The organism is Halobaculum halobium, from assembly GCF_030127145.1.
Taxonomy (GTDB): domain Archaea; phylum Halobacteriota; class Halobacteria; order Halobacteriales; family Haloferacaceae; genus Halobaculum; species Halobaculum halobium.
In genome coordinates this window covers 315,319-334,606 of sequence record NZ_CP126158.1, presented here as the reverse complement: position 1 = coordinate 334,606, position 19,288 = coordinate 315,319, and the positions used below count along the sequence as shown (strand labels likewise).

At 69.6% G+C, this 19,288-nt stretch carries 26 protein-coding genes and 1 tRNA gene; 9 read left to right on the top strand and 18 right to left on the bottom strand.

Going from position 1 to position 19,288, the window contains the following annotated elements; translation table 11 throughout:
- Nucleotides 1–15: 15 nt before the first annotated feature.
- The 3 genes from P0Y41_RS01855 to P0Y41_RS01845 form a co-directional block, all read right to left on the bottom strand.
- Nucleotides 16–1,191 carry an HD domain-containing protein gene (locus tag P0Y41_RS01855; RefSeq protein WP_284062316.1) on the bottom strand — a complete coding sequence of 392 codons (1,176 nt, stop codon included), beginning with the start codon at nt 1,189–1,191 and terminating at the stop codon, nt 16–18.
- A gap of 128 nt (nt 1,192–1,319) precedes the next feature.
- A complete protein-coding gene (locus tag P0Y41_RS01850) occupies nt 1,320–1,769 on the bottom strand; it encodes an Lrp/AsnC family transcriptional regulator (protein WP_284062315.1) in 450 nt (149 codons plus the stop codon).
- A gap of 69 nt (nt 1,770–1,838) precedes the next feature.
- Nucleotides 1,839–2,660: an inositol monophosphatase family protein gene (locus P0Y41_RS01845; protein ID WP_284062314.1), complete on the bottom strand. Its 822-nt coding sequence runs from the start codon at nt 2,658–2,660 to the stop codon at nt 1,839–1,841.
- Between the two features lie 156 nt (nt 2,661–2,816).
- On the opposite strand from P0Y41_RS01845, the gene P0Y41_RS01840 reads away from it, so the two are divergent.
- A complete protein-coding gene (locus P0Y41_RS01840) occupies nt 2,817–3,134 on the top strand; it encodes a DUF8101 family protein (protein WP_284062313.1) in 318 nt (105 codons plus the stop codon).
- Nucleotides 3,135–3,282: 148 nt separating this feature from the next.
- Complete coding sequence (locus tag P0Y41_RS01835; RefSeq protein ID WP_284062312.1) at nt 3,283–3,534, top strand: hypothetical protein; 252 nt, start codon at nt 3,283–3,285, stop codon at nt 3,532–3,534.
- A gap of 136 nt (nt 3,535–3,670) precedes the next feature.
- Here the strand turns inward: P0Y41_RS01835 and P0Y41_RS01830 are convergent.
- Nucleotides 3,671–3,754: transfer RNA gene (locus P0Y41_RS01830), tRNA-Leu, on the bottom strand.
- An 85-nt stretch (nt 3,755–3,839) separates the two neighbouring features.
- Nucleotides 3,840–4,121: a hypothetical protein gene (locus tag P0Y41_RS01825; RefSeq protein WP_284062311.1), complete on the bottom strand. Its 282-nt coding sequence runs from the start codon at nt 4,119–4,121 to the stop codon at nt 3,840–3,842.
- Between the two features lie 103 nt (nt 4,122–4,224).
- Here P0Y41_RS01825 and P0Y41_RS01820 point away from each other — a divergent pair, with 103 nt between their 5' ends.
- The 3 genes from P0Y41_RS01820 to P0Y41_RS01810 all read left to right on the top strand — a co-directional run bounded on the left by P0Y41_RS01820 (nt 4,225) and on the right by P0Y41_RS01810 (nt 6,774).
- Entirely contained in the window at nt 4,225–4,710 is a 486-nt protein-coding gene (locus tag P0Y41_RS01820; protein WP_284062310.1) for a DUF309 domain-containing protein, read from the top strand.
- 93 nt (nt 4,711–4,803) lie between these two features.
- Nucleotides 4,804–5,841: a M42 family metallopeptidase gene (locus tag P0Y41_RS01815; protein WP_284062309.1), complete on the top strand. Its 1,038-nt coding sequence runs from the start codon at nt 4,804–4,806 to the stop codon at nt 5,839–5,841.
- 81 nt (nt 5,842–5,922) lie between these two features.
- Nucleotides 5,923–6,774 carry a M14 family metallopeptidase gene (locus tag P0Y41_RS01810; protein WP_284062308.1) on the top strand — a complete coding sequence of 284 codons (852 nt, stop codon included), beginning with the start codon at nt 5,923–5,925 and terminating at the stop codon, nt 6,772–6,774.
- A gap of 30 nt (nt 6,775–6,804) precedes the next feature.
- Here P0Y41_RS01810 and P0Y41_RS01805 read toward each other — a convergent pair whose 3' ends face one another.
- On the bottom strand, nt 6,805–7,080 hold the full coding sequence (locus P0Y41_RS01805; RefSeq protein WP_284062307.1) for a hypothetical protein: 276 nt from the start codon (nt 7,078–7,080) through the stop codon (nt 6,805–6,807).
- Nucleotides 7,081–7,208: 128 nt separating this feature from the next.
- Here P0Y41_RS01805 and P0Y41_RS01800 point away from each other — a divergent pair, with 128 nt between their 5' ends.
- The gene (locus P0Y41_RS01800) at nt 7,209–8,273 is read left to right on the top strand and encodes a M20/M25/M40 family metallo-hydrolase (RefSeq protein ID WP_284062306.1); all 1,065 of its coding nucleotides are present in this window, start codon (nt 7,209–7,211) and stop codon (nt 8,271–8,273) included.
- Nucleotides 8,274–8,329: 56 nt separating this feature from the next.
- Here the strand turns inward: P0Y41_RS01800 and P0Y41_RS01795 are convergent, their stop codons facing one another.
- From P0Y41_RS01795 to P0Y41_RS01785, 3 genes are all read right to left on the bottom strand, one after another.
- Nucleotides 8,330–8,494, bottom strand: a complete 165-nt coding sequence (locus tag P0Y41_RS01795) for a hypothetical protein (protein ID WP_284062305.1) — start codon at nt 8,492–8,494, stop codon at nt 8,330–8,332.
- A 101-nt stretch (nt 8,495–8,595) separates the two neighbouring features.
- Entirely contained in the window at nt 8,596–9,633 is a 1,038-nt protein-coding gene (gene trmB, locus P0Y41_RS01790; RefSeq protein ID WP_284062304.1) for an HTH-type sugar sensing transcriptional regulator TrmB, read from the bottom strand.
- Between the two features lie 111 nt (nt 9,634–9,744).
- Nucleotides 9,745–10,608, bottom strand: a complete 864-nt coding sequence (locus tag P0Y41_RS01785) for a proteasome assembly chaperone family protein (protein WP_284062303.1) — start codon at nt 10,606–10,608, stop codon at nt 9,745–9,747.
- 131 nt (nt 10,609–10,739) lie between these two features.
- On the opposite strand from P0Y41_RS01785, the gene P0Y41_RS01780 reads away from it, so the two are divergent.
- Nucleotides 10,740–11,789, top strand: coding sequence for a mechanosensitive ion channel family protein (locus P0Y41_RS01780; RefSeq protein ID WP_284062302.1), 1,050 nt, complete (start codon nt 10,740–10,742; stop codon nt 11,787–11,789).
- Between the two features lie 14 nt (nt 11,790–11,803).
- On the opposite strand, the gene P0Y41_RS01775 is transcribed toward P0Y41_RS01780, so the two are convergent.
- The 9 genes from P0Y41_RS01775 to P0Y41_RS01735 all read right to left on the bottom strand — a co-directional run bounded on the left by P0Y41_RS01775 (nt 11,804) and on the right by P0Y41_RS01735 (nt 18,426).
- The gene (locus tag P0Y41_RS01775) at nt 11,804–12,004 is read right to left on the bottom strand and encodes a dodecin (protein ID WP_284062301.1); all 201 of its coding nucleotides are present in this window, start codon (nt 12,002–12,004) and stop codon (nt 11,804–11,806) included.
- 82 nt (nt 12,005–12,086) lie between these two features.
- Nucleotides 12,087–12,761 carry a DUF2238 domain-containing protein gene (locus P0Y41_RS01770; RefSeq protein WP_284062300.1) on the bottom strand — a complete coding sequence of 225 codons (675 nt, stop codon included), beginning with the start codon at nt 12,759–12,761 and terminating at the stop codon, nt 12,087–12,089.
- A complete protein-coding gene (locus P0Y41_RS01765) occupies nt 12,758–13,396 on the bottom strand; it encodes a hypothetical protein (protein WP_390214651.1) in 639 nt (212 codons plus the stop codon). Before P0Y41_RS01765 ends, P0Y41_RS01770 begins: the two co-directional genes overlap by 4 nt.
- A 77-nt stretch (nt 13,397–13,473) precedes the next feature.
- Nucleotides 13,474–14,508, bottom strand: coding sequence for a metal-dependent hydrolase (locus tag P0Y41_RS01760; protein WP_284062298.1), 1,035 nt, complete (start codon nt 14,506–14,508; stop codon nt 13,474–13,476).
- Between the two features lie 64 nt (nt 14,509–14,572).
- The gene (locus tag P0Y41_RS01755; RefSeq protein ID WP_284062297.1) at nt 14,573–15,178 is read right to left on the bottom strand and encodes a mechanosensitive ion channel domain-containing protein; all 606 of its coding nucleotides are present in this window, start codon (nt 15,176–15,178) and stop codon (nt 14,573–14,575) included.
- A gap of 256 nt (nt 15,179–15,434) precedes the next feature.
- Complete coding sequence (locus P0Y41_RS01750; RefSeq protein WP_284062296.1) at nt 15,435–15,677, bottom strand: DUF5816 domain-containing protein; 243 nt, start codon at nt 15,675–15,677, stop codon at nt 15,435–15,437.
- Nucleotides 15,678–15,791: 114 nt separating this feature from the next.
- Entirely contained in the window at nt 15,792–16,160 is a 369-nt protein-coding gene (locus P0Y41_RS01745; RefSeq protein WP_284062295.1) for a HesB/IscA family protein, read from the bottom strand.
- A 124-nt stretch (nt 16,161–16,284) separates the two neighbouring features.
- Nucleotides 16,285–17,565, bottom strand: coding sequence for a histidinol dehydrogenase (gene hisD / locus P0Y41_RS01740; protein ID WP_284062294.1), 1,281 nt, complete (start codon nt 17,563–17,565; stop codon nt 16,285–16,287).
- A gap of 108 nt (nt 17,566–17,673) precedes the next feature.
- On the bottom strand, nt 17,674–18,426 hold the full coding sequence (locus tag P0Y41_RS01735; RefSeq protein ID WP_284062293.1) for a protein sorting system archaetidylserine synthase: 753 nt from the start codon (nt 18,424–18,426) through the stop codon (nt 17,674–17,676).
- 94 nt (nt 18,427–18,520) lie between these two features.
- Here P0Y41_RS01735 and P0Y41_RS01730 point away from each other — a divergent pair, with 94 nt between their 5' ends.
- Together P0Y41_RS01730 and P0Y41_RS01725 are read left to right on the top strand one after the other, a co-directional pair.
- Nucleotides 18,521–18,940 carry a cupredoxin domain-containing protein gene (locus tag P0Y41_RS01730; protein WP_284062292.1) on the top strand — a complete coding sequence of 140 codons (420 nt, stop codon included), beginning with the start codon at nt 18,521–18,523 and terminating at the stop codon, nt 18,938–18,940.
- A gap of 65 nt (nt 18,941–19,005) precedes the next feature.
- The gene (locus tag P0Y41_RS01725; RefSeq protein ID WP_284062291.1) at nt 19,006–19,182 is read left to right on the top strand and encodes a hypothetical protein; all 177 of its coding nucleotides are present in this window, start codon (nt 19,006–19,008) and stop codon (nt 19,180–19,182) included.
- Nucleotides 19,183–19,288 lie beyond the last annotated feature (106 nt).

The following is a 19,288-nucleotide window of genomic DNA, read 5'->3' as shown; positions in this document are numbered from 1 at the left end:
CAGATCCCGCCCGGATTAGTCCCGGATCGGCCCCGCGCGCACGCCGAGTACGTCTGCTGCGGCCGCGGCGACGGCCTCGGTGTGCTCGGCGGGCGCGTACACGCCCATCCGCCAGCCCGCGCGCTGGGCCGCCCGCAGCCCCGAAACGAGTTCCGAGGCGTCCTCCAGGCGTTGGGGGACGCCGTCGACGACGACGCGGCTGCCGGCCTCGGTGAACGTGGGTCGGCCGGGCACGTCGACGATCACCTCGCGCTCGTCGACGCCGGCGTGGGCAGCGATCTCGCGTGCTGCCGTGCGCTCGCCGACGCGGTCGAGGTCGACCACGTCCGCTGGCGTCGCCGACAGGTCCGCCCAGATCGCGCGCTTGTAGAGGTCGCGGTACTCGATCCGTTCCCCGAGCGCCGGCACGTGCTCGCGCAGCGCGACGAGCAGGTCGTGGTCGGCCATCCGACTGAATTGCTGCGCGTCGATGCCGGCGTCGACTTCGAGCAGTCGCTCCGAGGCCCGCTCCAGCATCGCGCCCGCGACGCGGGAGACGTGGTGCCGATAGACGGTCGCGTCCATGAGGGCTCTGGCGAGCAGGAGCGACTCGGCGGTCTGGACGTTCCCCTCGGCGAGCACGAGCGAACCGTCTTGATACGTGAGTTCGCGGACGAGGCGCTCGTGGTCGATGGTGCCGTAGGGGACGCCGGTGTGGTGGGCGTCGCGCACGAGGTAGTCCATCCGGTCCACGTCTAATTCCCCCGAGACGAGCTGTCCCAACTCGCCCTCGCCGCGGACGATCGCGGCGACGCGGTCGACCGAGATGCCGTGCTCGCGGAGCACGTCGCCGGCGTCGGTGTCGCCGAGGAGGTCGCCGATCTCGTCGTGGTCGACGCCGGTACGGCGGCGGATCACCTCCTCGGTTTGGTGACCGTACGGGCCGTGCCCCACGTCGTGCAAGAGCGCCGCGGCGCGGAGATGTCGGGCCCGGTCGTCGTCGACGCCGAGGTGTTCGAGCGCCCTGTCGGCCAGGTGATACACGCCCAGCGAGTGCTCGAACCGGGTGTGGGAGGCGGAGGGGTAGACGAGCCGGACGGTCGAGAGCTGCTTGATGTGACGCAGGCGCTGGAGGGCGCGCGTGTCGAGGAGATCCTGCGCGACGGGGTCCAGGGTGATGTAGCCGTGGACGCTGTCCTTGATCGCCTTCATACTCAGGTGGTGGTACTGGCGGGGCTTCGCGGTGTAGTGCTGTCGGTGTCGTGTTCGAGCCCGGAGCGTTCCGCATCAGTCTCGACAGCGGTGGCGACGCGAGTCGGCGACGGACACCTGGCGCGGGCTCAGATCGGGACGCCCGACTCCTCGTAGTCCGTCCCGAGGATCACCATCGTCTGCGAGCGGTCGAACCCGTCCATCGTCGCGATCTGGCCGAACATCAGGTCGCGCAGGTCGTCGGTCGACTCGGCGTACACGCGCATCATCACGTCGTACTCGCCGGTCGTGAGGTGAACCTCGCGCACGCCCTCGACCGCTCGCAGCGTCTCGAGCGCCTCCTCCTCGTGTCCCTGTCGCACCCGGAGGCCGACGAACGCGGAGACGCCGTAGCCGAGCGCCTTGGGGTCGACCTCCGCACGGTACCCCGTCAGGACGCCTGCCTCCTCCATGCGCGAGACGCGGTCGTGGACCGTCGCGCTCGACATGTCGATGCGGCGCGCGACCTCGCTGAAGGGCGTCCGCGCGTCCTCCTGGAGGATCCGGAGGATCTCGCGGTCGGTGTCGTCGAGTTCCATAGCGGCATCTGCCGCCTCGGGACCTTTGCGGTTTGGGTTCGCGTGACCGGCGCCGTCCGACCCGACGGGCTACTCCTCGCCGGCAGACCGAACCGCTCGCGCCGCCGCGAGCGCCTCGTCGTGCACGCCGCCGTTCGAGGCGACCAGGCCGACCGAGTCGTGGCGCCACGGGTCGCCGTCGAGATCCGTCACCGTCCCGCCGGCGACGCGAACCATGTGGACGCCGGCGACCGTGTCCCACGGGTTACAGTCGACGTTCGTGATCGTCGCGTCGAGCGCGCCCTCGGCGACCATCGCGAGCGTCACCTGCGCGGAACCGAACCGTCGCATGTCGCCGAAGCGTTCCACGATCTCGGCGCACGCGCGGGCGTACTCGTCGCGGGCGTCGAAGTCCCACCAGACTGTCGGCGTCGCCGCCGCCGTCTCCGGGTCCGTGCGGTCGCTGACGGTCACCCGCGCTCCGTTTCGGTACGTGGCGTCGGCGTCGGCGACGTACACGTCGTCCATCGCGGGCAGCGCGTTCGCGGCCGCGACGGGCTCGCCGTCGACGACCGCCGCGACCGCCGTCGCGAACGCCCGGATGTCGCGGACGTAGTTGTTCGTCCCGTCGATCGGGTCGATAACCCACGCGGCGCCGCTATCGGGCACCGTCTTCAGCTCGTCCTCCTCCTCGCCGACGATCGCGTCGTCGGGGAACGTCTCCCGGATCCGCTCGATGACGGCCCGTTGGCTCGCCCGGTCGGCTTCCGTCACCACGTCCGTCTTCCCGTCCTTGTGCTCTACGTCGATCCCGTCGCGGAACCGCCCGCCCGCGACCTCGGACCCGGCCCGCGCGGCAGCCTCGGCGACCGCCACCCGTTCGCCCGCGCCGTGCGAATCGTTCGCTGTCATGCCCACGTCCTCGGACACTACCCCGGAATAGCCGTCGGTTCTCGGTCCCGAGCCCCGGCCGCGGTCCAGGGGACGGTACGCGTCGGCTCGCCCGTAGACTCGTCGCGCATCGGCTCCCGCGAGAGTTTTATTCTCCCGTACGAGTACCGCTTAATCGTGCCCGACGACCACGAGGACGACGCGAGCGAGCCGGCAGAACTCCCGGCAGCCGTTGATCCCGGTGATATCCCTGCGGACGCCGAGTCGGTGCTGACGCAGCTGGTCGAGTCGGCTCGCGTCGCCGTCCGTGAGGGTCGCCCGGAAGATGCTGTCGCCGCCGTCGAGACGGTGCGAACGGTCGCCCGAAACAAGCTGTCCGACCGCCGCCGGGCCCAGCAGCTGATCCACGGCTGTGACCGCGTGGTCGATCTCGCTGCAGACGATCCGACGGTCGCCGCCGAGTACCTCGACGCGATGCGCAGGCGCCTTCCGTAACGGCTCGACCCGGCTGTGAGACCGACTACTCGAACGCGAGTATCTCTTCGGCGCCATCCGCCGATATCGGCCCGGAGCGGCCGCGACGACTGTTTACTCGAAAGCGACTCAGACCGGACTTAAGACGCAGTACGTTGGTGTATCATCCATGCGCCCAGGCGAGGCGGTCAGACAGATCGAGTACGTCATCGACGCGACGACGACCGACGGCGGCCGACGCTGTGCGGCCGGCTACCGTCCGGCGTTCGAACGCGTCCACGCTGCCGGGGACGGCGACGACGTGGCCGATCTCGCGGCCGTCCTCGGCGAGGAGGTCCGCGACGGCGCGCGACCTGATCCCACCGAGGCCGGTCGCGTCGCCGACGAACTGCTCGGCGTCGCGACCGACGGCGGCGAGTAACGCCCGACCCTGTTCTCCGCGGCCCCTTCGACGTCGGTGGAGCGTCGGCTCGGCGGTATTCCGTGTGCGAAGTGAGTTTTGCGAGGGAAGAGCGCTCCGTGAGCGTCTTCCGCATCACGGGGATACTCCCCGGCGATGCGAGGGAAGGGATTTGAACCCTTGGACCTCTACAGGAGCGGATCTTGAGTCCGCCGCCGTTTCCAGGCTTGGCTACCCTCGCACGCACTCGCCGGAAGGGTTCCCCCGTGGGTTAATGCTCCGGTTTTCGCCGGCGGAGACGGGCACCGTCGCGTGGGTGGTCTCTATCACCGTCCCCGTCTCGGCGCCGTCCCCGCCTGTCGCAGCGACATGTACAACACGGTGCCGAACGAGCCCAACAGCAGTCCGAACTCGATACCGTCGGGCGACCCGCCGTCGCCCGTGAGGAACAGCAGGAAGCTCGCCGCCGCGGCCGCGAGCGCGATCGCGTACAGCAGGGCCGGTCGCGCCCCGGGGTCGCTCAACACGCGCCACGTGCGGGTCGCGTCGTCCCTGAGCCGTCGACTGCTGGACCGCGCCCACGCCGTCACTCGTCGCAGGAAGGACATCGACGGACGACGATACGGCACCGTCGGTGGTAAACCGTTCGCCGAGGTGGATCCCGCCGGTGCGGACGACGGAGTTACGGACGCCGCCCGCCCACACGTCGACATGGACGACCACACGCGCGATCTGAGCGTCGCGCCGCCGCTGGGCGACCCCACAGGGTGGCGCGCCGACGAGCGCGTCTGGGAGCACGCGACCCTCCGCCGTGCGACAGAGCACGGCGTCAGGCTGTTCAACGCGGGCGACTACCACGAATCGCACGACTGCTTCGAGGACGAGTGGTACAACTACGGCGGCGGCTCCGTCGAGAGCGCGTTCCTCCACGGGATGGTGCAGGTCGCGGCCGGCGCGTACAAACACGTCGACTTCGAGGACGACGGAGGCATGCGCAGCCTCTTCGAGACCGCGCTGCAGTACCTCCACGGCGTCCCGGGCGACTTCTACGGCGTCGACGTCGGCGACGTGCGCGAGACGCTCCGGCTCGCGCTCGACGACGCCGCCGTACTGGACGGCTGGCGGATCGAACTCGACGGCCAGCGGGTCACCGCCTACGACGCCGACTACGAGTACGTCGAGTCGCTCGATCACTGACCTGACGCGTTCGTCCGGGACCGACGGGCTGCGAGCACCCTCTCGAAGCACCGGGACCCCCGTCCTTTTCGCCGCGCGCACAGACCGACAGCCATGGACGGATTCGACCTCCTCGCGGAGCTCACCCAGTCGCACGGCGCCGTCGGGTACGAGCGGGAACCCCGAGACGTCGTCACGCGAGCGCTCGACCGCCACGTCGACCGCGTGCGGACCGACGCCATGGGTAACGTCGTCGGCACCGTCGATGGCGCCGAGGACGCGCCGGAACTCCTGATCGCCGCACACATGGACGAGATCGGGTTCATGGTCCGCCACGTCGACGACGAGGGCTTCGTCCGCGTCAGCCCCCTCGGCGGGTGGAACCCGGAGATCCTCCGCTCCGCCCGCGTGCGCGTCCACGCCGCCGACGGCGACGATCCGCTCGACGGCGTCATCGGCGCGATTCCGGCCCACGTCCGCGACACCGAGTCCGAACAGGCCGTTGAGGACGTCGCGATAGACCTCGGCCTCGACGCCGAGACGGCGCGAGCGCGCGTCGCCGTCGGCGACGTGGTGACGATGCGCGCGCCCACGGAGCGAATCGGCGAGTGCGTGAGCGGGAAGGCGCTCGACGACCGCGCGGGCGTCTGGGCCGTGCTTCGGGCGGCCGCGCGCGCCGATCCCGACGCGACGGTCCACTACGTCGCGACCACGCAGGAGGAAGTGGGCCTCCGCGGCGCCGAGGGCGTCGCCGTCGACGTCGCGCCCGATGTCGCGATCGCGGTCGACGGGACGCTCGAGCGCGCAGTCCCCGGCGTCGACGCCGCCGAGCGCGTGACGACGCTCGGCGACGGCGTCGCGATCAAGCGCAAGGACGCGACCGTGGTGCCGACGCCGGCGGTCGTCCGGCGACTCGAAGCGCTCGCTGGCGAGCGGGGCGTACCCTTCCAACGCGAGGTCGCCGCGAACATCGGCACCGACACCGGTGCGCTCCAGACCGCCGCGGGGTCGACGCCCGTCGGCGCCGTCTCGATCCCGGTCCGGTACCACCACTCGACCGTCGAGACGGCACACGTCGACGACCTCGCGGCGACGGTCGACCTGCTCGTCGCGGCCGCCGAGGCGGGACCGACGGGCCTCGCGAGCCGGTGACGTGTGCGACGGGCCCCCCGGCCTCCGGTGAGACGGCTCCGGAACCGCGTCGCTCAAATGCGTCCCGGATCCACCATCGGTATGCAAGTTCACCAGCTCGGAGACGGCGTTCCCGAGGTGGCCGTCGTCGCCGGGATCCACGGCGACGAGCCGTGCGGGCCGCGCGCGGTCGACCGGCTGATCGCGGCGGACCCCGACGTGGAGCGCCCGGTGAGGCTGATCGTCGCCAACGAGGAGGCGCTCGAGGCGGGCGTCCGCTACACCGAGGAGGACCTGAACCGCGCGTTCCCCGGTGACCCGAACGGCGACACCCACGAGTCGCAGCTCGCGCACCACCTCATGGCCGAACTCGAGGGCTGTACGGTGCTCGCGCTCCACTCGACACAGTCGACCGCAGAGCCGTTCGCCGTCGCCGAGACGACCGACGAGATCACCCGCGCCATCGTTCCGCACCTCGACGTATCAACGCTCTTGGAGACCGAAGGACTCGCCGAGGGGCGCCTCATCCAGCACCCGCACACCATCGAAGTCGAGTGCGGACTCCAGGGAACCGATGCGGCGGCGGAGAACGGGTACCGACTCATCCGTGCGTTCCTCGCCGCGACAGGCGCGCTCCCGGCAGATCCGACCGCGGAGACTGAGCCAGCCGTCGACGGGGGCACGCCCGCCGCCGGGCGATGCCCCGATCGGGGCGCGACCGTCAAGGTGTTCAAGCTCCTCGATCCGGTGCCCAAGCCCGCGGCCGACGAGTACGAAGTCTTCGTCGAGAACTTCTCCGAGGTGGCCGTCGGCGAGCGCTTCGCCGCCGCCGACGGCGAGGTGTTCACTGCCGACGAGTCGTTCTACCCGGCGTTGATGTCCCCGTACGGCTACGAGGACCTGTTCGGGTACGCGGCCGACCGCGTCGGTTCCCTCGGCGACCGACTGGCGTAGCCGGTCGCCCGGCGGGACCGCTGGAGCGGTTCAGGACTCTTCGTCGAGGTTCTCGAGCTCCTCGATCGGATCCAGGTCGTCGCTCAGCAGTTTCTTCACGCCGACGCCGAGGAGGACGAGCAGCGCCACGGCAACCAATCCGGCGACGACGCCACCGATCCCCGGTCCCGACGAGGCGTCCTCGTCTGCTCCCGCGTCCGGCTCTTCGGTCGCCTCCGAGTCGATCGCCGGCCCGCCGTCCGATCCGACGCCACCGAGGCCGAGCGATTCGTGGAAGTGCAGCTCGAACATCGTGATGTCTGCCATACAGAGAGATTCTTTCGGAGACTTGTTAGTGGTTTGGATGGAGGCGGAGACCGCGACGCGACGGTTCCGCCGTCGGTCCGATAGCAGCGACCGGACCCTTCTTTGGCGAGGCCGCCCGGACACCCCATATGGATTCCAGCCGCCGGGCGTTCCTCGACGACCTTCTCACTACCCCGTCCCCCTCGGGGTTCGAAACCGACGGCCAGCGCGTCTGGGTCGACTACGTCCGGCAGTTCGCCGACGACGTGTGGACCGACGCCTACGGCAACGCGGTCGCCGTCCACGAGGGGAGCGGTGACGGCCCGCGGATCGCCTTCACCGGCCACGCCGACGAGATCGGATTCATGGTGCGGCGGATAACCGATGACGGGTTCCTCAGACTCACCCGCGTTGGTGGGTCCGACCGGACCGTCTCGAAGGGGCAACACGTCACGGTCCACGCCGACGGGGGTCCCGTGCAGGGCGTGATCGGCCAGACCGCGATCCACCTCCGCGACCGCGCGGACGACGAGATCGAGGACGTGGCCGAGCAGTTCGTCGACGTCGGCGCAGCCGACGAGGCGGCGGCCCGGGAACTGGTCGAGGTCGGGGACCCGGTGACGTTCTCCTCGACGGTCCACGAACTCACCGGCGACCGGCTCTCGGCGCGCGGGATGGACAACCGAGTAGGCACGTGGGCCGTCGCCGAGGGGCTCCGTCGGGCGGTCGAGGCGGACGTCGACGCGACGGTGTACGCCGTCTCGACCGTCCAAGAGGAGATCGGGCTCAACGGCGCGGAGATGATCGGCTTCGACCTCGACCCCGACGTGGCGGTCGCCGCCGACGTGACCCACGCGACAGACAACCCGGACGTGAACGACGAGTACCGAGGGCCGGTCGAACTCGGCGCCGGACCGGTCGTCGCCCGCGGCTCCGCGAACCACCCCCGCGTGGTCGAGTTGGCGCGGGCGGCCGCCGACGCCGACGAGATCACCTACCAACTACAGGCGTCGGGCATCCGAACCGGGACGGACGCAGACGCGTTCTTCACCAGCCGCGGGGGGATCCCCTCGCTGAACGTCGGCATCCCGAACCGCTACATGCACACGCCCGTCGAGGTGATCGACACCGCGGATCTCGTCGCCGTCGCGGACCTCTTCGGCGCGATGGCGGCCCGCGCACCCGCGTACTCGCCGTTCGCGGTCGATATCTGACCCACGGGGCCTCCGTCACTCCGTCGCGGCGTCGAGCGGCTCCCCGCCGAGGCCGGTCAGGGGCGATCCCACTCGTAGAACCACCACGCGGCACCCAGCAACAGCAACCCGGCGCCGAACGCCGAGGTCGCCGGCTCCGGGAACACGAACAGCAGGAAGCCGAAGACGAGGACGGTCGACGGGGCGATATCGTCTGACAGCGATGACCAGGAAAGATCCATCGGGTGACACGTCGCTATCGACGTACTTGTGGTTTTCCTCCGGCCGTAGCCGACGCCGCGCGGTATACCGTTCGCAGCGCCCACGGTGCCCGGTCAGCGCCTCACCGGCGCCGCAGTTCGATTTCTTGGCCCTCGACGTCCTCGAAGGCTGCGACGAGGCCGCCGACGCTCACACGACCGCCCTCGGGGTCGTTCACCGTGAACGAAGCGACCTGCTCGGAGGCGTCGTACTCGTAGTCGATGACGGGCCCTTCGACGCGGATCTCGTTTCCGGTCTCCACGTCTCGACCGGTGATAGCCGCCTCGAAGTCGCCGCCGACCTCGTGGATGTCCTTCACTGCCCGGCGGATGGACGCGTAGGTGCGGGGGAACGGCCGCTCTTCGCCGTCCGCCGCGACGACATCGGACGTGGACCACAGGACGGTGCCGAAGAAGCCGCTCACGAGGAAGCCGAGCGCCGATCGATTGAAGATGACGCCGTAGCGGTCGCGGTCGTCTCGGAGGGCGTCTTGAGTCGCGTACACCGAGTACTCGCCGTCGGCGACCGCGATGACGGGCGTCGTGATGCCGCGTCGGCTGCGCGTCTCGGTCGCGACCGCGTCGTAGTCGAACTCCGCGGTCGAAGGCGCCCGCGACGCCGGCGTCACGAGTAGCTCGACGGCGACGCCGTCGTCGACGCGCTGTTCCAGCGCCCCGCGGAAGCGACGCAACAGATCCGGGGTCAGTGAGACGGCGAGTTCGTACTCGGCCGACTCGATCACCTCCTCGAGGTAGCGGAGGATCGTCGAGCGCGACTTCACCAGCGACACCGCCTCGGTGTCCCGCGTCGGGGCGGTGTAGCGCGCTTCCAGTTCGTCGACCATCTCCGAGAGCGACGAGCGGATGTCGCCGAACGCCTCGTCGGGATCGACGGCGACGATCTTCATCGGGCGCGACTCGCGCAGCTCCACCAGCCCGCGGTCCGAGAGGCTGCGGACCGTGTCGTACACACGCGGCTGCGGGATGTCCGTCTCGCTGGCGATCTCCGAGGCCGTGAGCTCGCCGTGCTCCAACACCGCGAGATACGCCTCGATCTCGTACTCCCCGAGGTTGAACCGCTCGCCCACTCGCTCCATCGTCGTCCTGAGGTCGTCGGTCATACGTCCCTGTTAGCACCCGCGCGTAAGGGTTTTACTGACGACCGAGTAGTACCCGTTTTCGAAACGGGGTATCTCCCGTGCTCGCTCGGGTCGACACGCCCCCTCCGGGAGCTACATGTACATCCGGTCGGAGGGTTGTTCCTCCTCAGCGTGTTCCTTGAGCCGGTCGGCGAGGGTCTGGTAGTGCTCGGCCACCTGGTGTGCGAACGCCTCGAGTGGCCCGGTGTCAACGCCGAGCCCGTACGTTTCCTCGACCGCTCCAACGAGCCGGACCGCCGCGTCGACGTCCGGGATCTGAGCGTGGACGGGCGTGACGTACACGCACCCGCGGAGGTCCGACTCCATCGACCGAGCCATCAACGCGGCGTTCGTCCCGTCGAGAAATCCGTTCGCCATCGGTCGAATACCGCCTGTGGACGCAGCGTCGACAGTCTCCCCGTGGTGGTCCGTGTCGGCGGTGGTTGCTGTAGTCGTCGCGTCGGCGTCGACTGGCTCGCCTTCGCGGACGTCCGCTGGCGGCGTGTCGGGGTCGTCGTCGGGGAAGTGTACTGCCCGGTAGTCGTCGCTGGCGATGTAGAACGCGTTGTGTTCGGCCGGGCCGTGCGGAAACGGCGCCCCTGACAGAACGGCGATCTCGTCGACGCTCGCGCGCTCGGTCCAGTCGAGGATCGCCCGCGAGAACGGTTCCGCAAGCGAGTTGGGGACCAACAGCTCGCCAACGAGGATCGTCACGTCGAGGTCGTCGCGCGAGAACAGTCGCGTCGGATACCGCGGTCGCCCGTTTTCGAACGGCGTGATCGTGGGCAGCCCGTCGGCCCGTAAGTGACCCGTCTGTTCGAGTTCGAGGTGGTCAACGAGGAAATCTACGGCGGTCAAGCCCGCGAGCCCGAACTGTGAGAAGCCCGCGATGACGGTGCTTGCGGGTTCGCGCTCGGTCGCGACGTGGAACGTCGTGTGCTCGGCTGAACTGTTCATGTCCCTCAGTACGGGCGATCCCGTGTTAGCAGTACCGGGCACTCCGCCCGGACGGGGTTCGGCGACACGGACGGCAGTCGGGTGACCGCGTGAGGGGAACGCTTTTTCGGACCGGCACCGACGCCCGCGGTATGTACCCGGGAACGACCGCGGCGTTCGCGAGCGCGGCGCCACTCGCGACGGCCGTCGCGAACCTGTTGGACGGGATAGCTGACGCCTATCAGTCGGCGCTCGCCGTTCCCGGAGTCGCCATCGCCGTCGTCATCCTGTTTCTCGCGCTCGGCACGGTCATCTCCACGTACGCGCTCCGCCTGCTCGGGCGACCTGTCGCCCGCCGGTTCGCCCGCGAGTCGGTCGCCCACGTCGTACTCAGGGGAGTCCGACTGCTGGTCATCCTGCTGTTCGGCGCCGCCGGTCTCAGCGCCGCCGGCGTGGAACTGGGGAACATCGTCCTCTCGGTGACGGTGTTCTCGGCGGTGGTCGGTGTCGTCCTCGCGCCGATCGTGGGGTCGATCATCAGCGGCGTGTTCGTGCTGGCGGACCAGCCGTTCGAGATCGGGGACATGGTCGAGCTCCCCGACGGGACCCGGGGCTTCGTCGACGACGTCACCCTCCGGTACACGAAGGTGTTCACCGTCGACAACACCTTCGAGGTGATCCCGAACTCCTACATCCGCGATCACCGAGTCACGAACCTCTCTGCGGAGGACGAGCGCACGCGCCTCTCGCTGCCAGTCCTCATCACCTACGAGTCGGACGTCGAACGCGCCCAATCGCTGATCGAACGCGCGGCCGCCTCCTGTGAGACGGTGATCGAAGGCGGGCCCGACATCCGGATCGGCGTCGCGCGGTACCCCGCACGGCCCACCTGTTACATCGACAGCTTCGGGGACCACGGCGTCGAGCTCACCCTTCGCTACTGGGCCAAGAACCCGTACAAGCCGCTGACCGTCCGCTCGCAGGTGCAGACCGCCGTCTGGGACATCCTCGAAGACGACGACTCCATCGACGTGGAGTTCGCCTACCCCCACAGCCACCTCGTGTTCGACGACACCAGCGGCGTCGCCCAGATGACGATGCGCGACGAGGCGTCTGTCTCACACGAGCGTGCGACTCACGACTCTCACCGCGCGTCCGACGCCGACGCGGTCGACGGCGGCGGGGGACCCACGGAACGCTGAGCCGCGTCGGCTCCTCAGCCCTGCAGTTCGAACGCGACCTCGACTTCCGCCTGGTACTCTCGTCCCTCTACGGAGGCGACCTCGACGCCGAACTCGGTCACCTCGACCCAGTGCACCTCGTCGAGCGTCTCCTCTGCGCGGTCGATGGCGTCGTCCGTCGCCGCGTCAAAACTCTCTGTGCTCCGACCGACCAGCGTGATCTTCTTGAAGACCATCTCACACGATCGCTCGCCGCGTGAGGTGAAAAAAGTACCCGCGATCCCGCCTCTCACCGCGCCGCGTGCACCTCGCGTCCGCTCACTGCGTCCCGCGCCGCCCCTGTAGCCGTTCGGTGACGGCACCCGCGACGTCTGTGAGGTGGGCGGTGCCCCAGACGGCGACGATCACCCCGCCGACGAGGTCGAACACCAGGTCCAGGATAGTGTCCTCGAGTCCGTACTGCGTGAGCACGGTTCCGGTCCCGAGCACGGCGGCGATCTCGGTGATCCCGAACTCCAGCACCTCCCAGAACACGCCGAACGCGGCGACGAACAGCAGGATGAACACGAACATGAACCGGGGCGGGAGATACACCGCCTCCGAGTGCTCGTCGATCGCGCGGGCGACGGTGTAGCCGACGGCCGCGACGACCGAGGCCGACAGCGCGTGGGTGATGTGGTCCCAGAAGGGGATCGGGCTCCCGTCCGCATAGAGGTTCCCCGTCACCCCGGGAACGCCGGCAACCCCGAGCGCGTGGAGGAACACCGCAGACGTGATCCACAGCGTCAGCCCGGCGTCCATCGGTAAGTCGTACTCCCGTTCCAGCGCCGCCGGGAGGAACGTCACCGCGAGCGCGACGACCCCGTTGACGACGACGCCAGTCGACCCGCGTTCGATGCCGATCCCGAGAAACACGAGGAGCAGCGTCTGCATCGCTCTCGTGATCTGCCGCTGTCGGCGGGCGGACACGCCGAGTTTGTCGCGGATCCTCACGCTCCCGACACCTCCACGTCGACACGACGACGACCCCGGGCGCGACGCCGGAAGTAGTACTCGAACAGCAGGCCCGCGAGCACGCCCGCGATCGTCGCGGCGACGAAGTCCCACATCAGGGCGGTCTCGACGACGTGCTCCGAGCGACCGTCCAACAGGTACCCCGTTCCGAGGAGCGTGTCGGCGGCGTACCGGGCAACGGCCCACACTCCCGCAGCGGCCATCGTCGCCACCGTGACGAAGAAGACGGCGAAGGAGTGGCTCATGCGGACCGGCGTGAACACGTCCATCTCGACGGCGACGATCAGCGCGACGGTCGCCACCGCGAGGTACGTCGTCACCCGTCCGGAGAACGTCACTCCGCCGACTGTCTGGCCGGCGATGAACGCGCGAGCGACCGCGGGCAGCGACGCCAGCGCGATCACTTCCCACGGAAGCATCGCCGTCGCGTCACGAAACGCCCCGGGTGGGACAACCGCGATGGCGACGACCACCAGAACGAAAGCCCCCCACACTCGCTCACCACCGATCAGTTCGCCCAGTGCGACCGCGGTGACGAACGCGAGGATCGTCCATCCCAAGATCGCGTTCGGCCGGCGCTGGCTGACGACGGCGCGAAGGCTGGACTCTGTCATCGAGTCGGACATGCGACGGGGACGAGTAAAAACGGTCCCCTCTCGCCCGCCGGCCGCTCGCGAGTGGAGAGACCGCCTCAGGCGACTCCCGCGAGGTACGCGAGCAGGTACGCACCGGCCGCGAGCGACACCGCGGTCAACGCGGTGACGAGCGTGCGCTCGACGCCCGGCGCCGCGAGTTCGGGAGCCAGGGGCGTCCGGCCGCGCTCGCGCCAGCTGCCCCGTCGCCGTATTCGAATCGGGACGACCGCGACCGCGCCAACAGCAAGCACCGAGAACACGAACGGATACGAGAGGTCCAGCGTCGGCGCGGGGATGACGAACGCACTCGCGGCATAGCCCGCGCCGGCGAGCGCGCGCGGATCGAGCCGGTCGCGGAGTCGTGGACCGACGCGTCCGGTTTGATCCGTGCCGACGAGGCGTCCGTCGCGCTCCGCACGCAGTCGGATCCACACGATTGCTGCCGCCCAGATCGTCGCGAGCTCGACCGCGAACGCTCCCAGTAGGTGTAGCGTCGGATCGGCCGACAGCGCGACGCGGGCGGAGAGCACCTCGGTGCCGAGGGGGTACAGCAGCGCCGGCGGCTCCCCGGTAAGCACGTCCCCGAACGGGTGTGAGACGAGCCCGGCGAGCGCGAGCGTGAACGTCGCGCGCGGCGTCAGATCGGTTCGTCGGCGAACGACCGCAGCCAGCGCGAGCGCAGTCGCGACGAACGCCAGCGTCACGACCGCCGAGAGGGCCCCGCCGACGGTCGCGACGACCGCGACGAGTCCAGCCGCCAGCGCCAACGAGATGGCTCGCGCGTCCGTCCGCCCGTACACCCACGCCGCCGCGACACCCGCCACGACGGGCGCCGTCACCAGCGAGTGAGTGACGGCGCGGTGGACGACGTTACCGGTCGACCAGAACGACTCGGCGAGCCCGAGCGCCCCGGCGCCCCCGCTCACGCCGGCTGCGACGCCGACGAGCGCGTAGCCGATGTCGACGTCGGGCGCAGCGGCGAACGCCCCCGCGACGACGCCGGCCGTGAGCGCCCGCTCGGGTGCGAGGCCGCTCCGGCGAGCGACGAGCGCGACGATGGCGAACGCCACGAGCGCGTGTCCGACGAACATTACTACTCACTACCCAGTACCGCCCCATCGGATTTAAACCCGCGGCAGAATGCGTGACACGGTACTATGTGGCACTGTCGGCGGCCGCGTCGGCACCGTCGGGACCGTCGTTGTCCGTCGCGTCGTCCTTTTTCGTCCACTTCTTTTCGATTTCGGCGTTACCGCGCACGACGGTGTCGTCGTCGACCGTGAGGCGGGTCTTGCGCAGTTCGATCGACTGCACGACGCCGGTCGTGCCGCCGATATCGACCGTGTCCCCGGGGTTGAAGTCGCGGTCGCGAAGGAGGTACACGCCGGCGACCGCGTCGGCGATCATATTCGAGGTGGCGTACGAGACGCCGAGCGCGAGAAAGCCCGCGGCGGTCCCCAGCGACGTGGCGATGCCGTCGAGGCCCACGATCGACAGGAACGACAGCCCGATTCCGAACCACAGGAACACGGCGACGATCGTCGCGACGAACTGCCGGTACACCGGCGACTCACCCGGGACCGTCCGCCGCAACGCCGCGCGCACGACCGTCATGATCAGCTTCACGCCGACGGCGGCGAGGATCAAGAAGACGAGCCCGGCGATGATGTCCGGGAGGGCCTCGGTGATATCGGTCACGAAGCGGTTCAGCGCTTCGGCGACGAGTCCGCCGGGCGACTGCAGGAGGAGATCGGTCGACATGCCCCGGGCTGCGACCGGACGGGACTTAGTAGCCGCGGCAGGGAGCCGGCGACCGCCGCTTCAGGGGCGTCCGCTCTCCCCCGGTCGATCCGCTCGACCGCGCTCTCCTTCCGGGCGGAGCGGTACGAGACTGCTCCGCCGCCTGCCGTCGTCTCGCTCCCGACGGTCGCTCGACGACGCTTTCTTTCTGGGCGGAGCGGTACGAGACTGCTCCGCCGCCTGCCGTCGTCTCGCTCCCGACGGTCGCTCGACGACGCTACTCGTGTGCGGCGTCCCACTCGTCTGGTTTGCGGATGTTCCCGCACTCGTTGCACTCGATGCGACCCATCGAGTCCATCGCGTTGTTCACCGTCTCACAGTTCCCACAGAAGTAGCCCCACCTGGTCTCACCGGCCTCGTCGGCGTACACGTGATAGAACGGCGCCTTCGACCCGCGCTCTCCGCCTGCCGGGTCGACGTACAGCTCGCCGGCGGCCGTTTCGACGACGTCGAGATTCATATTCGACGGAGGCGACGCTCGCTGTTAAACAGTCTGGGTCGAGCCGACCCGCGTGCGGTAACCCACAATAACGGGGACCGATGCGCCGCAGGGATGTGACCGTGACGCCGCCGATCAGGTACGGAACGACTCGCCGCAGCCGCATTCGGCCTCGATGTTCGGGTTCTCGACGTTGAAGCCCGCCGCCTGCAACCCGGACTCGTAATCGAGCGTCGATCCGCCGATGTAGTTCATCGACGCCGGGTCGACGAACACGCGCAGCCCGTGCTGTTCGGTGACCCTGTCGTCCTCCTCGGGTTCGGTGTCGAACCGCATCCCGTACGAGAGGCCCGCACAACCGCCTTGTTGGACGAACAGCCGGAGCCCGCCGATGTCCACGTCCATGCCCTCACCCTCCATGAGCGAGACGGCCTCCTCGGCCGCCGCCGGCGTGACCGTAACAGCGGCGTCGAGCTCGCTTCCTCCGGACGCGTCAGTACTCATGTGTAGTGGATCCGGGTACTCGGGTAAAACCTTGACGCCGATTCAGACGGCCGTCCGGAGCAGGCCGTCACTCGCGGATCGCATTCGCCACCGCCCGGTCGCGCCACCGCCCGCCGTGTCGACGCTACGACTCGTCCTCGAAGCGCGTCAGCACGCTCGCCGCGTGCGCCTCCAGCCCCTCTGCTTCGGCGAGCGTCGTCACGGTGTCGGCGAGGTCGCGCAGGCCCGCGTGGGAAAGCCGTTGGACGGTCGACGACCGGAGGAACGCGTCCGTCGAGAGCCCGCCGAACGCCTTCGCGCCGCCGTTCGTCGGGAGGACGTGGTTCGTACCGGAGGCGTAGTCCCCGGCGGCAACCGGCGTGAACCGCCCGAGGAACGCCGATCCGACGTTCGAGATCCGGTCGAGCAGCGCCTCGTCGTCGTCGGCCTGGATCGAGAGGTGTTCGGCCGCGTACTCCTCGGCGAACAGCACCGCCTCGGGCATCGACCGCGCGACCAGCACGCCGGATGCGTCGTTGTCGAGCGCGGCTTCGATGGTCTCGGTCCGCTCGCGCTCGGGCGCTCGGGCGCTGATCTCGTCGCAGACCGCTTCCGCCGTGTCCCTGTCGTCCGTCACCGCCACGACCGAAGCGTTCGGGTCGTGCTCGGCCTGCGCGATCAGGTCGGCGGCGACTGACGCGGGATCGGCCGTCTCGTCGGCCACCACGAGCACCTCCGAGGGGCCGGCGAGGAAGTCGATCTCCGCGTCGCCGCGGACCTCAGCCTTCGCGGCGGTGACCCACTTGTTGCCAGGCCCGACGATCTTCCGGACGCGCGTCACCGTCTCGGTGCCGTACGCAAGCGCGGCGATCCCTTGCGCGCCGCCCACGCTGTAGACGGCGTCGGCCCCGGCCTCGTGGATCGCCGCCAGCGTTGCGGGGTTGATCTCGTCGGCGGGGGGCGTCACGACGGCGACGTGTTCGACGCCCGCCACCTCGGCCGGCACCACGCCCATAATCGCCGACGAGGGGTACGCGGCGGTTCCGCCCGGGACGTACACTCCGACTCGGTCGAGGGGCCGATACCGCTTCCCCAGTTCGCGACCGTCGTCGAACTCCCGGGTCCAGTCTTCCGGGAGTTGCGCCTCGTGGAACTCCCGGACGTTCGCGATCGACTCGCGGATCGCCGCGAGCACGTCGTCGTCGACGACGTCGACCGCGCGTTCGGCCTCGTCGGTGATGTCGATGTTCGCCACCTCGACGCCGTCGAACTCGCGAGAGAACTCCCGGACGGCGGCGTCTCCCTCGTCGCGAACGCGTTCGACGATGTCGCGCACGTCACCACGCACCGCGTCGACGCCAGCGTCGCGCTCGAAGAACGCCCGCCGCTCGTCGGGCGAGAGGTCGGCGACCTGTCTCGGCTCCATAGCTGTGTCTTGGTGGCCCCGGGTAAACCGTTCCCGGAACGCGCCGCTCGCTCGCAACGGCTCTCAGTGCGTCTCGGGGGGTCCCGGCCAAGTCATGACCGCCGGCTCTCACGCGCCGAGTTCGCGGTCCTCGCCGCAGGGAGTCGGCTCCGACGGCTCCTCGTCGCCTTCGCCCGCGTCCCGCCAGTAGAAGCGCGGCCCGAGCACGAGGTAGCCGAGCGCGAGAAACAGCAGCGCGAACGCGAACGACTCGCCGGCCATTCCGCCGAGGACTATCGCGAACGCCTGTACGACGCCCATCACGAGCGCGTCCTGCGGATGCAGGTCGGGATAGCGGATCGCCGTCACCATCAGCGGCGCCGAGAGGGCCGCCAGCCCGAGCACCACCGCCGGCGAGTCGAGTCCCGCGAGGACCGAGGCGGCGATCACGGTCGCCGCGAGCGTGGTTTGGACGCCGTGGGTGGTCTTCGTCCCCTCGTCTTCGACGGTGTAGACCGCCAGGCGGATCACCGCGAGCGCGACGTAGACGGCGGGAACGAGCAACCCGGCGGCGAACAGCACGGGCGACGAGGCGAACGGGTACGCCCCGGTCACCGTCGCCGCGACGATGAGCGCGGGCGCGACGCCGAAGGACGCCACGTCCGCCAGCGAGTCGAGGTGTGGCCCCACCGGGGTGCCGCCGTAGCGGCGCGCGAGCACCCCGTCGAGTCCGTCGGCGACCGCCCCGAGCAAGACCAGCCGCGCCGCGAGCGTCGGATCGAACGCCACCGCGGCCGCGGCGAGCGTCCCGAGAGCGGCGTTCCCGGCGGTCACGGCGTCCGCCATCCCGAGTCGGGAGAGGAAGCGCGGCCGGTCGGTCATATCCGGGGCGACGGCACCGCTCGCCGTATGGCTTTCCATCCGATTCGACGGTCGAACCAATCCCCATAAATCGATCCGGGCCCACCCTCCGCCCATGGACCGACGCCGCTTCCTCGCGACCGCGGGAACTGCCGCGTCCCTGTCGCTGACCGGCTGTGCGGCCGTACTCCCGGGATCCGCAGGTGACGACTACGACGTCGGCATGACCGCGGAGGCGTTTCGCCCGTACGAGATCACGGTGTCCGTCGGCGACACAGTGGTCTGGGAAAACACCTCGACGCGCGCCCACTCGGTGACGGCGTACGCGGACCAGATCCCCGAGGAGGCCGACTACTTCGCCACCGGCGGCTACGACACCGAGGCGGCCGCGGTCGATGCCTGGGACGGGAACGAGGGCGCACTCTCCGCGAACGAGCGCTTCGAGCACACGTTCGAGGTCGCCGGCGACTACACGTACTACTGTATCCCCCACGAACAGGCTGGCATGGTCGGCGTCGTCCGCGTCGAGGGCTAAGAGCCGAGTTCCCTGCTCGCCCGACACAAGGCGTTTACCGTTTCGTGCCAATCTGTACCATGGATATGTCGATGCGTCTCGTCGACCGCGTCGCGTCCCTGATCGCGCCCGAACGGGCGGACGTCTACCGCTGTCGCGACTGTGGCGAGCGCGTGACGGTCTCGGTCGGTGCCGTCGTCGACGAGTGCCCCGAGTGCGGGTCGACGGGCGTGGCGCTCATCACCCGTCGCGTGACGCTGTGAATCAACTGACGCGTCGAGGGAGGCTGGCGATGCGCCGCTGTGGTCGGGTTATGCCTTGCTGTGGACCACCGGCGCGCCGCTGTCGGTGGTGATCGGTCGAAAGAAC

What these genes read in the sequence shown, in the direction of transcription:
- P0Y41_RS01745 (WP_284062295.1), bottom strand. Translation starts at nt 16,160, where the DNA reads ATGAGTACTGACGCGTCCGGAGGAAGCGAGCTCGACGCCGCTGTTACG.
- P0Y41_RS01855 (WP_284062316.1), bottom strand. Translation starts at nt 1,191, where the DNA reads ATGAAGGCGATCAAGGACAGCGTCCACGGCTACATCACCCTGGACCCC.
- trmB (WP_284062304.1), bottom strand. Translation starts at nt 9,633, where the DNA reads ATGACCGACGACCTCAGGACGACGATGGAGCGAGTGGGCGAGCGGTTC.
- P0Y41_RS01835 (WP_284062312.1), top strand. Translation starts at nt 3,283, where the DNA reads ATGCGCCCAGGCGAGGCGGTCAGACAGATCGAGTACGTCATCGACGCG.
- P0Y41_RS01805 (WP_284062307.1), bottom strand. Translation starts at nt 7,080, where the DNA reads ATGGCAGACATCACGATGTTCGAGCTGCACTTCCACGAATCGCTCGGC.
- P0Y41_RS01730 (WP_284062292.1), top strand. Translation starts at nt 18,521, where the DNA reads ATGGACCGACGCCGCTTCCTCGCGACCGCGGGAACTGCCGCGTCCCTG.
- P0Y41_RS01755 (WP_284062297.1), bottom strand. Translation starts at nt 15,178, where the DNA reads ATGTCGACCGATCTCCTCCTGCAGTCGCCCGGCGGACTCGTCGCCGAA.
- P0Y41_RS01735 (WP_284062293.1), bottom strand. Translation starts at nt 18,426, where the DNA reads ATGACCGACCGGCCGCGCTTCCTCTCCCGACTCGGGATGGCGGACGCC.
- P0Y41_RS01725 (WP_284062291.1), top strand. Translation starts at nt 19,006, where the DNA reads ATGTCGATGCGTCTCGTCGACCGCGTCGCGTCCCTGATCGCGCCCGAA.
- P0Y41_RS01820 (WP_284062310.1), top strand. Translation starts at nt 4,225, where the DNA reads ATGGACGACCACACGCGCGATCTGAGCGTCGCGCCGCCGCTGGGCGAC.
- P0Y41_RS01765 (WP_390214651.1), bottom strand. Translation starts at nt 13,396, where the DNA reads ATGACAGAGTCCAGCCTTCGCGCCGTCGTCAGCCAGCGCCGGCCGAAC.
- P0Y41_RS01850 (WP_284062315.1), bottom strand. Translation starts at nt 1,769, where the DNA reads ATGGAACTCGACGACACCGACCGCGAGATCCTCCGGATCCTCCAGGAG.
- P0Y41_RS01760 (WP_284062298.1), bottom strand. Translation starts at nt 14,508, where the DNA reads ATGTTCGTCGGACACGCGCTCGTGGCGTTCGCCATCGTCGCGCTCGTC.
- P0Y41_RS01810 (WP_284062308.1), top strand. Translation starts at nt 5,923, where the DNA reads ATGCAAGTTCACCAGCTCGGAGACGGCGTTCCCGAGGTGGCCGTCGTC.
- P0Y41_RS01750 (WP_284062296.1), bottom strand. Translation starts at nt 15,677, where the DNA reads ATGAATCTCGACGTCGTCGAAACGGCCGCCGGCGAGCTGTACGTCGAC.
- P0Y41_RS01780 (WP_284062302.1), top strand. Translation starts at nt 10,740, where the DNA reads ATGTACCCGGGAACGACCGCGGCGTTCGCGAGCGCGGCGCCACTCGCG.
- P0Y41_RS01825 (WP_284062311.1), bottom strand. Translation starts at nt 4,121, where the DNA reads ATGTCCTTCCTGCGACGAGTGACGGCGTGGGCGCGGTCCAGCAGTCGA.
- P0Y41_RS01800 (WP_284062306.1), top strand. Translation starts at nt 7,209, where the DNA reads ATGGATTCCAGCCGCCGGGCGTTCCTCGACGACCTTCTCACTACCCCG.
- P0Y41_RS01845 (WP_284062314.1), bottom strand. Translation starts at nt 2,660, where the DNA reads ATGACAGCGAACGATTCGCACGGCGCGGGCGAACGGGTGGCGGTCGCC.
- P0Y41_RS01795 (WP_284062305.1), bottom strand. Translation starts at nt 8,494, where the DNA reads ATGGATCTTTCCTGGTCATCGCTGTCAGACGATATCGCCCCGTCGACC.
- P0Y41_RS01815 (WP_284062309.1), top strand. Translation starts at nt 4,804, where the DNA reads ATGGACGGATTCGACCTCCTCGCGGAGCTCACCCAGTCGCACGGCGCC.
- hisD (WP_284062294.1), bottom strand. Translation starts at nt 17,565, where the DNA reads ATGGAGCCGAGACAGGTCGCCGACCTCTCGCCCGACGAGCGGCGGGCG.
- P0Y41_RS01775 (WP_284062301.1), bottom strand. Translation starts at nt 12,004, where the DNA reads ATGGTCTTCAAGAAGATCACGCTGGTCGGTCGGAGCACAGAGAGTTTT.
- P0Y41_RS01785 (WP_284062303.1), bottom strand. Translation starts at nt 10,608, where the DNA reads ATGAACAGTTCAGCCGAGCACACGACGTTCCACGTCGCGACCGAGCGC.